At 34.4% G+C, this 12,798-nt stretch carries 17 protein-coding genes; 9 read left to right on the top strand and 8 right to left on the bottom strand.

Annotated elements, in window-relative coordinates:
* Positions 1 to 26 precede the first annotated feature (26 nt).
* Together ACQY2P_RS06005 and ACQY2P_RS06000 are read left to right on the top strand one after the other, a co-directional pair.
* Complete coding sequence (locus ACQY2P_RS06005) at positions 27 to 809, top strand: ParB/RepB/Spo0J family partition protein (RefSeq protein ID WP_428325772.1); 783 nt, start codon at positions 27 to 29, stop codon at positions 807 to 809.
* 48 nt (positions 810 to 857) lie between these two features.
* Entirely contained in the window at positions 858 to 1,553 is a 696-nt protein-coding gene (locus tag ACQY2P_RS06000; protein WP_428325771.1) for a nuclease-related domain-containing protein, read from the top strand.
* 3 nt (positions 1,554 to 1,556) lie between these two features.
* Here ACQY2P_RS06000 and ACQY2P_RS05995 read toward each other — a convergent pair whose 3' ends face one another.
* The gene (locus ACQY2P_RS05995) at positions 1,557 to 1,715 is read right to left on the bottom strand and encodes a hypothetical protein (RefSeq protein ID WP_428325770.1); all 159 of its coding nucleotides are present in this window, start codon (positions 1,713 to 1,715) and stop codon (positions 1,557 to 1,559) included.
* A 243-nt stretch (positions 1,716 to 1,958) separates the two neighbouring features.
* Here ACQY2P_RS05995 and ACQY2P_RS05990 point away from each other — a divergent pair, with 243 nt between their 5' ends.
* Positions 1,959 to 3,914: a tetratricopeptide repeat protein gene (locus tag ACQY2P_RS05990; RefSeq protein WP_428325769.1), complete on the top strand. Its 1,956-nt coding sequence runs from the start codon at positions 1,959 to 1,961 to the stop codon at positions 3,912 to 3,914.
* Positions 3,915 to 4,032: 118 nt separating this feature from the next.
* Here the strand turns inward: ACQY2P_RS05990 and ACQY2P_RS05985 are convergent, their stop codons facing one another.
* Entirely contained in the window at positions 4,033 to 4,884 is an 852-nt protein-coding gene (locus ACQY2P_RS05985) for a hypothetical protein (RefSeq protein ID WP_428325768.1), read from the bottom strand.
* Between the two features lie 121 nt (positions 4,885 to 5,005).
* The gene (locus ACQY2P_RS05980; RefSeq protein WP_428325767.1) at positions 5,006 to 5,830 is read right to left on the bottom strand and encodes a 6-pyruvoyl trahydropterin synthase family protein; all 825 of its coding nucleotides are present in this window, start codon (positions 5,828 to 5,830) and stop codon (positions 5,006 to 5,008) included.
* A gap of 126 nt (positions 5,831 to 5,956) precedes the next feature.
* On the opposite strand from ACQY2P_RS05980, the gene ACQY2P_RS05975 reads away from it, so the two are divergent.
* Positions 5,957 to 6,148: a hypothetical protein gene (locus tag ACQY2P_RS05975; protein WP_428325766.1), complete on the top strand. Its 192-nt coding sequence runs from the start codon at positions 5,957 to 5,959 to the stop codon at positions 6,146 to 6,148.
* 171 nt (positions 6,149 to 6,319) lie between these two features.
* Here ACQY2P_RS05975 and ACQY2P_RS05970 read toward each other — a convergent pair whose 3' ends face one another.
* Positions 6,320 to 6,664 carry a hypothetical protein gene (locus tag ACQY2P_RS05970; protein ID WP_428325765.1) on the bottom strand — a complete coding sequence of 115 codons (345 nt, stop codon included), beginning with the start codon at positions 6,662 to 6,664 and terminating at the stop codon, positions 6,320 to 6,322.
* Positions 6,665 to 6,867: 203 nt separating this feature from the next.
* Positions 6,868 to 7,146 (bottom strand): 4a-hydroxytetrahydrobiopterin dehydratase, encoded by a 279-nt coding sequence (locus ACQY2P_RS05965; protein ID WP_428325764.1) that lies wholly within the window; start codon positions 7,144 to 7,146, stop codon positions 6,868 to 6,870.
* 75 nt (positions 7,147 to 7,221) lie between these two features.
* Here ACQY2P_RS05965 and ACQY2P_RS05960 point away from each other — a divergent pair, with 75 nt between their 5' ends.
* The gene (locus ACQY2P_RS05960) at positions 7,222 to 7,977 is read left to right on the top strand and encodes an asparagine synthase C-terminal domain-containing protein (RefSeq protein WP_428325763.1); all 756 of its coding nucleotides are present in this window, start codon (positions 7,222 to 7,224) and stop codon (positions 7,975 to 7,977) included.
* Here the strand turns inward: ACQY2P_RS05960 and purB are convergent.
* A complete protein-coding gene (purB, locus tag ACQY2P_RS05955; protein ID WP_428325762.1) occupies positions 7,970 to 9,331 on the bottom strand; it encodes an adenylosuccinate lyase in 1,362 nt (453 codons plus the stop codon). The two genes, ACQY2P_RS05960 and purB, sit on opposite strands and share 8 nt — an antisense overlap.
* A gap of 42 nt (positions 9,332 to 9,373) precedes the next feature.
* Positions 9,374 to 9,571: a hypothetical protein gene (locus tag ACQY2P_RS05950; RefSeq protein ID WP_428325761.1), complete on the bottom strand. Its 198-nt coding sequence runs from the start codon at positions 9,569 to 9,571 to the stop codon at positions 9,374 to 9,376.
* Between the two features lie 115 nt (positions 9,572 to 9,686).
* Between ACQY2P_RS05950 and ACQY2P_RS05945 the strand changes: the two genes are divergently transcribed.
* Genes ACQY2P_RS05945 through ACQY2P_RS05935 form a run of 3 tightly spaced genes read left to right on the top strand, consistent with a single transcriptional unit; the run spans position 9,687 to position 11,850 of the window.
* A complete protein-coding gene (locus ACQY2P_RS05945) occupies positions 9,687 to 11,135 on the top strand; it encodes an RtcB family protein (RefSeq protein WP_428325760.1) in 1,449 nt (482 codons plus the stop codon).
* Positions 11,132 to 11,542: a DNA-binding protein gene (locus tag ACQY2P_RS05940; protein WP_428325759.1), complete on the top strand. Its 411-nt coding sequence runs from the start codon at positions 11,132 to 11,134 to the stop codon at positions 11,540 to 11,542. Before ACQY2P_RS05945 ends, ACQY2P_RS05940 begins: the two co-directional genes overlap by 4 nt.
* The gene (locus tag ACQY2P_RS05935; protein WP_428325758.1) at positions 11,542 to 11,850 is read left to right on the top strand and encodes a hypothetical protein; all 309 of its coding nucleotides are present in this window, start codon (positions 11,542 to 11,544) and stop codon (positions 11,848 to 11,850) included. Before ACQY2P_RS05940 ends, ACQY2P_RS05935 begins: the two co-directional genes overlap by 1 nt.
* Here the strand turns inward: ACQY2P_RS05935 and ACQY2P_RS05930 are convergent.
* Complete coding sequence (locus ACQY2P_RS05930; RefSeq protein WP_428325757.1) at positions 11,847 to 12,359, bottom strand: 30S ribosomal protein S11; 513 nt, start codon at positions 12,357 to 12,359, stop codon at positions 11,847 to 11,849. The genes ACQY2P_RS05935 and ACQY2P_RS05930 overlap by 4 nt on opposite strands.
* Before the next feature lie 130 nt (positions 12,360 to 12,489).
* Between ACQY2P_RS05930 and ACQY2P_RS05925 the strand changes: the two genes are divergently transcribed.
* Positions 12,490 to 12,798, top strand: coding sequence for a hypothetical protein (locus ACQY2P_RS05925; RefSeq protein ID WP_428325756.1), 309 nt, complete (start codon positions 12,490 to 12,492; stop codon positions 12,796 to 12,798).

Below are 12,798 nucleotides of genomic sequence, written 5' to 3'. Positions count from 1 at the left end.
TAAATCACTATGTCTTAATTTCGTGTATGGATATTGAGGAGTTAAGCCTTGACGAAATTAACATATCTGAATTTAATACTAGAAAAGATTTAGGAGCAGGAACCGAAGAAACAAGCTTGGATGATTTAGCAAATAGCATTCAAGAAAAAGGACTTCTAAATCCAATTACGGTAAGAAAAAATAAGGATGGACAATATGATTTGATTGCTGGACAGCGAAGATTTCTTGCTAGTAAAAAAATTGGTTTAAACACAATTCCTGCAATAATTAGATCTGATCTAAATGATACAGACGCAACAATAATTTCACTTATTGAAAATGTTCAACGTGCAGATATGAATCCTATTGATAAAGCCAAGGCCTACAAAACAATTTATGAAAAATACAATGATTACACAAAAGTTGCGCAAGAAACTGGAGTTTCTGTTTCTACAATAAAAAAATATTTGACTCTTCTGAATCTTTCTCCTATATTACAAGATAAACTAACAACATCAGATGGCCCTACAGGAATTGGAGCTTTATCAAAACTTGCAGAGACATTCTCACCTAGTGAACAAACAAAAGCTTACGAGGAAATAGGAGGATTTAAGCAAAGCATTCAACTTGAAATTCTAAAACGAAGTGAAGGCGATTTGAATCAACTTTCTGGATTGCGAAATGAAGCTATGGAGGGTGCTTTTGATACGAGGACATGTACTGAAGGTCTTTGTTTTTCAATGTCTGATGAACTTAAAGAACAGATAAAGAAAATGTTAGAGGAACAAGAAATTATTTCTTTGAAAGAATTGGTAAAAAAATTGAAATGATAAATCAAAAAATATGAATTTAATAGCATCTTTGATTTTTACTTAATCATGGCCATAATCTACGGTCGTGCAGATTCTGAAAAACAACTACTAGATTTGTATCCGAAAAAAGTAAAATCAATTGATGATATTGATCGTGTCCACAAGGAGCTAAAACAAGAATACAAAACCACGGATGATGGATGGTTTGGATTAAAAAAATGGAACAAAAAAAAGCAAATTAAAAATTTTGAGAAAAAGAAAGATGACTCATTCCATGCAGGAGCAAAAGGAGAACTATCTGCACTAGATGTATTATCACAGATTCCAGATGATTTTCACATAATGTGTGGAGTAAATCTTGCATTGCCAAAATATGTTACATACAATGGAAAAAGAAATCTCAAATCAGCTCAAATGGACTTTGTTGTTGTATCTAAGCGTGGAGTTGTACTAATTGAAGTCAAAAACTGGACTGCAAAATATTACATGAACAACCAAAATATCTCACCACACGAGCAGGCTGACCGTGCAGCTAGAGTATTATGGATTTCACTTCAATCATGGCGTGCACCAAAGAAACCTAAAGTAAAGTCTGTAGTATTATCAACTAGGATAAACATGCCATATGATTCCAAATTCAAGTTTGTCTCTGTAAGTAATTTGGAGAAGATTAATTCATTTTTGCAAAACAGAGATGTTGAATTTTCAGATAAGGAAGTGGAGAGATTAGTTGGAAGATTGAAAGGCCATGTAACAAAATAATTTCTAAATCTTCTTTTTGAGATTTTTCATTTGTTTTTCTAATGCAGTAATTCTTTTTTCTAGTTTTGCCACTACTTTGTCATCTTTATCTGCTCTTTTTTCTAATTTGGCTAGTCGTCGATCTTGCTGTTGTTCGTGCTGTTTGTTAGTTAATTTTGCCATGAATAATCTAGGTGAACTATGAAATTAAGAGTTTTGGAAAATAATGAGTTTGATGGAATAATTGATTAATTGCTAGTTTGTTCATATTATATGAAGAATTTTAGTTTATTTTTTGCATGTTGTTTGATACTATTTTCCATATCTCTAATTCCATTATTGCCTGAATCTTTTTCACAGGAATCGGAAATAAATAAATTCGAAAAAGCAGAAAATCTTCTAAAAGAAAAAAATTTTTCAGAACTCTTGGTTTTATCTGAAGATGTTTTAGTTGACAATCCAAATGACATGATTTGGTTATATTACCAAGCTAGATCATATGAAGGATTAGGAGATTACAAAAAAGCTATAGAAATCTTTGAAAATATTTTGAAAGATAATGATATCATAACAAACAAGATAATATTTCATTATGCTGTTTCTCTTTATGAGGAAAAACAGTATGAATTATCCTTACAATATTTTGAAGTAATTGATGAGGAAGATGATTTTTTTACTGACTCACTAAATTTCAAAGGGCTGATCCTGATAAACATTGGACAATACGAAGAAGCATTAGAAACTTTTGAAACACTCATTTCATTAGAACTTACACATACCAGAGGAATTACAAACAAAGCAGCTGCATTATTAAAATTAGAAAGATATGATGAATCACTTGAAACTATAGAAAAATCTTTGTTAATTGAACCAAAAGATTCTGCAGCATTAGCAGTAAAAGGAGACATTTTTTTTCATATGGGTGAATTTGGAAATGCAGAAAAATTTTACACATTATCCATACTTGAAAATCCTGAAAATATAGACACAAAAATCAGAAAAGGGTTGTCTCTTTCTCAGTTAAGTCGTTTTGAAGAAGCACATTCTATTTTTGACAGCATTTTAAACAATAATCCTAATCATGTAGGTGCCTTGGTTAGTAAGGCTAAGGTATTTTTTGAAGAAAAAAAATTTGACGATTCTTCTAATATTTTAGATAGAGTTTTGAAAGTTGAATCTGAAAATATTGACGCATTAAACATGAAGGGTGGAATTTTCTTTGTAAATGAAAACTATGAAACAGCTTTAGAATTTTTTAATAAATCCTTAGAAATTGATGAGAACGATATTGAGGTACTAAATAACAAAGTTCTAGCTTTAGGGCACCTTGGCAATTATGAAGAAGTGCTTGCTACAACTGAACAAATTCTGAGAATAGATCCTGATAATGAGCAAGCGAATCAAAATAGAAAAATTTCAACAGAAAATCTAGAGGTCCAACGTTCTCAAGAATCGAGATTACTGTTACTTGGTATAATTTTGGTATTTTCGATAATCATTTTGACGTTTTCAGTGATTTTGATCTATAAGCGAATTCCTAAAACATCTTCACCTGTCGATTCATCTGTAAAAATCTATGTTGCAATTCTTGTAGCCGTTTGGGTGGTCATTGTGTTACTGGCAATCGTTTACATTGATCTTTACGAAGGAGTTTCAATACTCAATGAAAAAGGCAATGACCTTTCTAATTGGGTTGCTCTGACGGTTTCTGTTGGTTTGGGAATTTCAATAACAATTGGTCTTTTCATATACTCTAGTTCAATACAAAATAGAATCGGAGGAGCTGTTCAACGTATTGATACTGCTGCATCAAATATTGAGACTCAACAGGAAACTATAGGGGAATTAATTGGACAAGTGGCAGAAATAAGTACATCTCAACAAACTGAAAAAGAAAATAGAAGAAATTATTTTGAAAAAATGATCGTTACCGCATTAGGAACTACCAGAGAAAAACTAGCCCGGATTAAGGAACGTATAGGTACTGAACATGGAGTAATAAACCAAGCCATAATTGATGAATGGAATACATTACAAATTCCTGCTGAACGTTTTGAAATGATCATGATGATGGCAGGAGAGTCTTTAAATCATGAGATATCTGATGATGTTGATCAAATTAGGGGAACTTTGAAAAATTCACCAAGTGATGATTCTTCAGGATTATTGTCTCAGATAGATGAAGTTGAAGAATTGATTCTGCCTTTATTGACTGAAAAATTAGATGCTGTACGTAAGAAAGTGCTTGAAGAACATTTGGCTAAAATTGAAAGATTAAGAGAAAAACATCTGTCAGAAGGAAGTCAAAGTAAAAATCAGGATTTGATCAAAAGTAAATTGGACGTTGACGAAAGAATGTACAGAAGAATGTATGGCAAATAATCTTTGTATCTGAATTGCCTATCTTTTTACAATAACTCTTCAAAAAGCAATCAAGATCATAGATTATCTCATAGGGACTTGTTAAATTAATACAATGCCCTTACTTGTATCAGATTTTTCATTCTAAAATATCAGGATCATCAAATTCTTCAGCTTCAAATTTTTCTAATATTTCTTCAGGCCATTGAGATTTTTCACCATATTTTTGGATTAGTCTTTCTTCAATCTTATCTATCTTCTCAATTTCAACTTCAAGTTCTACACGTTTTGTCAGAATTTCCGATAGTTCATCTTCAGTAATATGCCCTCTCATATTTGCAAATTTTACCAAATTGTATGTAAAAGAATAATCTCCTGCAATCGATTTGAAAAAATCTGGTTTTGCTTCAGTTTCTCTGCACAATGATAATCCCTCAATAATCATTTTTTCCAAGAGGCGTTCGGCATGTTTCATGTTGCATTTTGTTTTATGGATGAAATGAAACTTTAACTCGTTTTCTGAATACGTTTTTTTATAATTTTCTTGCATAACCAAATTTCTAATCAGTTCTTTGATTTCACTTTCATCAATCTCAATTGTTGGCTCTGTTGGTTTTTTACTTTGAATCATTTTAAAATAATGCTGGATCAACGCATTATCGATATCTGAGATGGACTTTTCAATTTTGAATTTTGTATCAACATCTGCGTCTTCTAAAAGTTCTAAAAATCTGTCTCGTTGCATTTCTACTTTCTGGATTTGTATTTTCATCTTTGCAGCAAAATCTTGAATGTTAATTTCACTTACAATTTGAGAGCGCCAATATGAAATATCGTCAGTTATGGTATTACGATGTACTCCAAGCAATTTTGCAATTTCTGCAGCATGCTTTTTTTCCTCAAAATATAATTGATAAACCTGAACCCTTCTATGTTCTCGCTCTTTTATGGTGTATCTTCCACCTTTCTTTGTAGGCTCTACTAATGCCATAATTCTATTGCATTTTCATTTCATTTACCGGATCTGTGGAGTAAATTATTGACCTAAAGTCAACACAAAATTAATCTATTTTCAAAAACTGCACAGTTCTGCATAGTTATTGTGCCTGATTTTACAAATTGTCTTTTGAGATGTTGGATATTATGTGGGAACCCTTGTTGTATCCCTCATAAATGTAAACACCTACAGCTTCAACATTTGATGGCATTTTAGGTGCTAGTAATTTGATAAGCTCACTTGAAAGATTCTCTACAGTTGCCTCTCCTTCTAAAAGATAAGTTGTATTCTTTGGAACCTGTAACTCAAACATTCCTTTAGGCCCTTCAAATTGTATAACATAGTGAGAGTCGTCTTCAGATTTCATATACTTTCTATTAATGAAAAACTTGTGATCAAATGCAGTCAAAACTTCTTTAACGATTCTTTTTGCTTCTCCAAAATCTACAAGTAGATTGTCTTTCATCTGTCCTACCAATTCCACCATTACTGATGATGTATGTCCATGTAGAATGGAGCATTTCTCAACTAGTGGCAAGATATGTGCATAATCAAATGCAAATGATCCATCATCTAAAAAGATAGAACCAGTTTGTGGTGTCTTGTCATAAAATACGATATCTTGTAATTCTTTTAGTTGTGCAGCATATTTTCCGTGTCCAATTGCCATAACTTTCTGGTCAGGAAAGTCCTCTTTGATCTGTTTGTACTTTGCAATGTCTTCTTCGTTATCAATAACTTCAATCAATCCTTTTGCAGTTTTGAAATCAACTGTGACTTCTGTTCCACTTTTCAATGTAACCTTGTGATTGTATTGATATTCGTCTTCAAGAAAATCTAGCATCTGGGCTACTGTCAACTCTGTTCGAGTTCTCAGCAAATTTCCTTTCTTGTCGATATACTTGAAATCAGAATCCAATACTGCGGGACTTGTTGCCATGTAAAGTCATCTGCCCCAGAGTCATTATATAAATTCTGAAAATTCCGTGCCTAAAACTATAGGAAATCCCCTTCTTTTCAAAATTAGAGTTCGTTTTTATCCTGTTTGAATATGTTCTAGAATGACTTGGCTGGAAAAGTAAAAAAAATCATAATTATAGTCATCGTTGGAATAATGATTTCTGCATTAATGATGTCTTATTCAGATGTTATTGGCCTAGATAATGCAATGCTGGGAATAATTGCTGTTGTAGCAACAGTAGGCTCTGTCATATACCGTGTCTTTAAACCCAAACCTAGAACATCGTCAAAACAATGATCTGCTTTTAGCCATGATTCGTACTTTCAAAGCCCTTATGGATTCAACATTTTAATGGCAAAAATTTCCACTTTTAAAATTTTTAAAAATTACTTTGTACCTATTCAAGAGTTGCCGGAATGAAATTTCCTAGAGAATGGCGGTCAAATAAGAAATGGCATTGATTAAAAATTAATTTTCACATTCTTCTAGTGCTTTTTTGTATGCATCAAAATCACCTTCAGCAACTGTACTTGCAATCTCCATACACGAAGCTGCATCGGATGTGTTAACATCAACATCGTTTGTAACAGCTTCATTGACTTTTTCTTTCATTGCAGTAGCTGCTTGTGCTTTTTGTGATTTTTCTTCTTGAATGGCATCATATTCGACAAATCTTTTTTCATCACTAATTATTTTCTCAGCTTTTTTAGCTTCATTTTCAGCTAGAAATTGATTATTTGTATGAATAAATGGAATGGCAATTACAGCAAATGCAATGATTATCCAGTATCTTATTTTAAGATTAAACTTCAAAATAATCCCCACATAATATTCCTAATAACATTGAATTTTTATCATATAAGTACTAGATCTAAATAGTTCGTTCTAGCCAAATAGATTCATACTAGAAATGATTAATGAAAAAAATTTGCTTGCTGCACTAGTTGTATTGCATATTCTAGTCGGTAATGATTGATTTTTAGCCATGATTTGTACTTTCAAAGCTTTGTTTGATGTTATACTAGTGAATTTAGGATTCGAGCCAGATTGATATCATTTCTTGTGATGCCGCCTGCATCATGAGTTGTCAGTTCTATTACGAGTTTGTTGTATACGTTAAACCACTCTGGATGGTGATTCATCTTTTCAATCTCCATTGCGGCTCTGGTCATAAACCCAAATGCCTGGTTAAAACTATCAAACTGGATTTCTCTGTGTAGCTTGTCATTTACTATGCTCCATCCTGGCAAATTCTTGAGCTCTTCGGCAATTTCTTCTTGTGATAGTTTCATCATTTTCAGTATTATCTAATTCAATTAATAGTTAAAGAGTTTGATTCATTACCCTTTGTAGAATTTAGAGGGATAATCATGGATGAAAAATATCAAGAACTATTTGATAAAATCAAAACTGCAATCACTCAAACCGTTACAGAGAAAAAAATTGGAATTGCATATTCAGGTGGCGTTGATAGTACACTAATTTCAAAAATTTGCAAAGACATGGATTATGACATTACATTACTTACAATTGGATTTGCAGAATCCCATGATATCTTGTTTGCAAAAGAAGTCAATGAACAATTGAATTACCCTCACCATGTTTTGGAAATTGATCCAAAAGATTTCCCTTCAATACCCTCTAACATTAATGAAAAAATAAAGACTGACAATTTGTCCTGGAATGAAAACTGTATTGCATTTTACTATGTATCAAAACTTGCAAAGAGTTTAGGGATTAGTACGGTAGTTACTGCAAACGGAATTGATGAGCTATTTTGTGGCTATAATGCGTATAGAGAAGCATTTTCAGGCGGAGAATCTAAAATTAACGAAGTCATGGAGGCAAAACTAGACAATGAATTGAAAATGATGAAGGCAGTAAACATGATTGCATCTGAATTTGGAGTACAAATTCTACAACCATTACTTTCTTCTGACTTCGTTGATTACGCAAAGACTGTTCCAATTTCAGATAAAATTACGGATTCTGAAGACATCTATCGTAAACACATGATAAGAAAACTAGCAAGTCAAGTTGGTGTCCCTGAAGTTTCTTGTAACAAAAGAAAGAAAGCACTACAGTATGGCTCTAAGATTCACAAAACTCTGCTAAAGACTAGATGAACTTCTTTATTGTTTTCTGAACCGATTGGTTTACGTTACTGATAATTTTAGGTGATGCACCAAGATGTTTTTCTGGTGCAAATATTGCATCAATCTCTTTTTCAGTTAGCTTTGATGTGAATGCCTTGTCGTTTTTGATTGCATCTTTGTAGAACATTCCCTTGTCATTTGCCAAAAATGCAACTCGCTGAACATCTCTGTATGCAACAAATCTTGGAACACCTTTCTTGATTAGTGCCTCTAGTACAAATTCTGCAAAGATTTGTCCCTTTGTGATGTAGAGGTTGTCCACAATTCTCTTTTCATTTACCAACAAATTTGAAACAATTCTAGTCATGGTTTCTAGCATCTCATCAACTAGTATGGATACTGTAGGAATTACGAATCTCTCATTTGCTGAATTTGATAAATCACGCTCATGCCACAATGGAATATTCTCAAATGATAATGCAACTTGACTGCGAACTAGCTTGGATAATGATGATACGCGCTCACTTTTGATTGGATTTCTCTTTACAGGAACTGCACTGCTTCCCATCTGTCCTTTCTTGAATTGTTCTGCAACCTCACCAATTTCTGTTCTCTGCAGATTTCTAATCTCTATTGCAATTTTTTCTAATGTTGCACCAATCAAAGCAAACTCAAAGACGTATTCTGCATATCTCTCCCTTGGAACTACTTGAGTTGTAACTTCAGCTGGGAATAATTTTAATCGCTTTGCAGCTCGCTTTTGGACTTCAAGTGACTTTGCACCCATTAGAGAACCAGTTCCAACAACACCTAGTGTTTTGCAAATCAGAATTCGTTTCTTAATTTCTTCGATTCTCTCAACGTGTTTTGCCATCTCTGCTGCCCAGTTTGCAAATTTTAATCCAAATGAAATGATACTGGCATGTTGTCCGTGTGTTCTGCCAACTGCTGGAACTTTGGAATGCTTTACTGCTTTTTTTGCTAAAATTGATGCCATCTTTGCAACTTTAGGTTCAATGATTTGCAATGCATCACGCATTTGCATTGAATTGCTAGTATCTACCAAGTCATTACTTGTCAGTCCATAGTGAATCCATGGTCTTGCATTTTTACTGCATTTCTCACTAAGTGATTCTACAAGTGCTGCAGTGTCGTGATCACTTTTTGCTTCAAGCTGCTTGATTCTTTTTGCAGTAATTTTACCTGAAGTTGCAGCTCTGTGAATTTCTTTACCTATACTTTTTGAGATCATTCCGATTTCACTTTGAGAAATTGCAGCAGCACCTTCAATTTCTAATTGATAATTGACTTTTTTTTGCTCACTGAAAATCTCCATCATTTCTTTAGTGCCATAACGACCACTATCGATAGGTAGAATTGCCAATATCTTCACATGAATTTATTGGAAAATAAATCTACTCTTTGCTTAATACCGTGATTTGTTCACTGTAGCAACTTTCTTTTGAGATCTTGCTTCTTTTGTTTTCTGCTTTGATTTGCTTACTTTGCCTTCTGTTTTCATACTTTTTCCACTTCTTCTTGCTGCCCTTGATGCTTTTGCTCTAGTTTTTTGCTCTTCTTTTTGTTTTTCTTTTTCCTCTTCAGTTAGTTTTCCTCTTACCATATTTTCTCAATGCAATTTATCCTAGTTAAGTCCTATCATCATTTTCTGTTTTGAATTTTCAGAAATGATCATTTTACTGAAGATTAAAATTGGAACTTGCAGCTTTTGAAATTGTATGAGTAACGTTACTCCAAAGAAAATTGGAGAAAATCAATACCAAATTGATGCTGATTCTAATTCTGGTATGAAAGTTCCAGTCAAAATTTACGCAAATGAGGCATTACTAGACAAAATGCTTACAGACAGAACCATCATGCAAGCAAGAAACGTCTCATCTATTCCTGGAATTGTAGGACATAGTGTAGTTTTACCTGATGGACATGAAGGGTATGGATTTCCTGTAGGTGGAGTTGCAGCTATGGATGCTGAAGAAGGAATGATAAGTCCTGGTGGTGTTGGTTATGACATTAATTGTGGAGTAAGATTGCTCCGTTCTAATCTAACTGAAGAACTAGTTCGCTCAAAACTCAAAGATATAGTAACTGATCTTTTCAGTTCTATTCCATCTGGTGTTGGCTCTAAAGGTGCAGTAAAGCTTAGTCATTCAGAACTTGATGAAGTTCTAGTTAACGGTGTTAACTGGGCAATTGATCATGGTTATGGTTCATCAAATGATTCAGACGTATGTGAAGAAAACGGTCAGATAAAAAATGCAGACCCTAACAAAGTTTCAGATAAGGCAAGAAAGAGAGGGGCTCCTCAACTTGGTAGTTTAGGCTCAGGAAATCACTTTTTAGAAATTCAAAAGGTTGCAGAAGTGCATGACCAAGAAGCAGCAGAAAAAATGGGAATCAAAGAAGGAACAATTACAGTACTAGTTCATTGCGGTTCAAGAGGATTTGGTCACCAAGTTTGTAGTGATTACTTGCGAGTATCAGAGCAAGCAATGAGCAAATACAACATCACATTACCAGACAGAGAACTTGCATGTGTTCCAAATACTTCTGAGGAAGGAGAGTCTTACAGAAAAGCAATGTTTGCAGCACTTAACTTTGCTTGGAGTAACAGACAGATGATTACTCATTGGACTAGAAAATCTTTTGAACGAGTTTTCAACCAATCAGAGTCTGATCTTGATATGAAACTAGTTTATGATGTTGCACACAATATTGCTAAAGTTGAAAAACACAAAGTAAACGGAGAAGAAAGAAAACTAGTTGTTCACAGAAAAGGAGCAACTAGAGCATTTCCTGCAAACAGAGACGAGATTCCATCCAAATATCGTCATCTTGGCCAACCTGTCTTGGTACCTGGTTCTATGGGTACTGCAAGCTGGATTTTACTTGGCCAACCAAATTCCATGGATCTAAGTTTCGGTTCCACTGCACATGGTGCAGGAAGAACAATGTCTCGCTCAAAAGCTAGACGAAACTATACTGAAGATGACGTTAAAAAATCCCTAAATGACAAGGGCATTTTTATCAAAGCATTGACCAGAGATGGAGTTGTGGAAGAGACACCTCAGGCCTACAAGGACGTGGATGCTGTAGTTAATGTCTCTCACAATCTAGGAATTGCCACTAAAGTAGCAAAATTAGTGCCTATAGGTGTGATAAAAGGTTGAGCGATGAAGATTCAGAACTAGAGAGACTAAAAGCAAAACGACTAGCAGAGATGCAAAAAAACATTGTATCTAAACAAAGTTCAGACAAACCTACAGAACAATCCCAAGAAAAGCCTGCAGAAAACCCAAGAGACTTGCTGCTCAAAGTTTTAGGATTCAGGGGACTGGAAGTTTTAGAAAATGCTGAATCACAATTCCCTAATGAAGCAAAAATGATTGTACAAAAATTATCTGAGCTAATCAAATCAGGAGAACTTAATGAAACAATTGATGGCGGACAACTGTTAACATTGTTTAGAGCAGTTGGACTAAACATTAGGATGGAAACTAAAATCAATGTCGAGCAAGACGGAAAGTTTGTCTCATTAACTGATAAACTTAGCAAAGAATCAAAGGATGATGAATAATGACAATAACTCTAGAAATTTCTACAAAAAATTATTCTGATGATTCATTTAACATCAAAAGATCTCTTTCTCACATGGAATCACTTACTGGTGCATACAATGGTTACATGTTCAGTGAGCCAACAGAAAACTTTGGTTGGACATTTTTTAAAATTGCATTCAGAGATGATTTACAGCAAGGCATTGAAGAAAAGTTTGCTGACATGATTTCAAGATACCGTTCTAGTAAACCAGAAGAAAAGTTTGCAGACTTTATGCATGATTATTTTGCTTCTAAGAACTGTGAAGTGAAAATTAAAGTCGTCTAGACTCTTCTTCCTCTCTTTCCACCCTTCTTTCTAGTGGTGTCATGAGGAATAGGTGTAACATCATCAATTCTTCCAATCTTAAATCCGCCTCTTGCTAGTGCTCTGATTGCAGCTTGTGCACCTGGACCTGGTACTCTAGAACCAACTCCGCCGACTGCGCGAACTCTGATGTGAAATCCTGTGAATCCTTTTGTCTTTGCAGATTCTACAACTGCATTTGCAGCTTTCATTGCAGCAAATGGTGATGATTCGTATCTGTCTGCGTTGACATGAATTCCACCAGAACTGATAGAAACAGTTTCTCCACCAGTTAGATCGGTCATGTGAATGATTGTGTTATTGTAACTACTGTAAATGTGAGCGATACCCCATTTTTCTGGGCCCTCTTTCTTTGCCTCTGGTTGAGCCTTTGTCTCTACTGCTTCAGATTCAACTTCTTGGGCAGGTGCCTCAGTCTCTTCGACTGGTGCTTCTTTGACTTCCTCAACTTTGGCTTCAGTTTCTGACAATGACTACTCACACCTAAAGGGGTTTAAAAAACATTGATTTCCAGATTTTGCTTTGTTTTGGCCACTTGGCTCAAAAACGACCATTCTTCTTATACTGAAAAAAACTCTGAATCATCACATGGGGAATATTTTGTTTCTGGCAATTGGCGTTGCAGTAGCTGCTGCCTTGTTTGGTTCAATGGCAATGCAGTCACTTGCCCCGATCAATGAAATAATTTTGTCACCTCAAGAGAAAAAATGCCAACAGATTGCAAATGAAGGATACAAAATGCATGCACTATACCCTGATGCACACCCTGATGACTTGCCAGAAGATGACAGAAAACGATTACTATACCTTGATGACTTGTGGATGACTGAATGTGTTGCAGTTTTACCTGCTGAATCTGTCTTTAGTATTGTAAACAATGTTGAAAGAGATGTATTTTCAGGTGAATAA

It is taken from the genome of Candidatus Nitrosopumilus sp. (genome assembly GCF_965262695.1).
Classification (GTDB): domain Archaea; phylum Thermoproteota; class Nitrososphaeria; order Nitrososphaerales; family Nitrosopumilaceae; genus Nitrosopumilus.
This window is presented reverse-complemented; position numbering and strand designations above follow the sequence as displayed.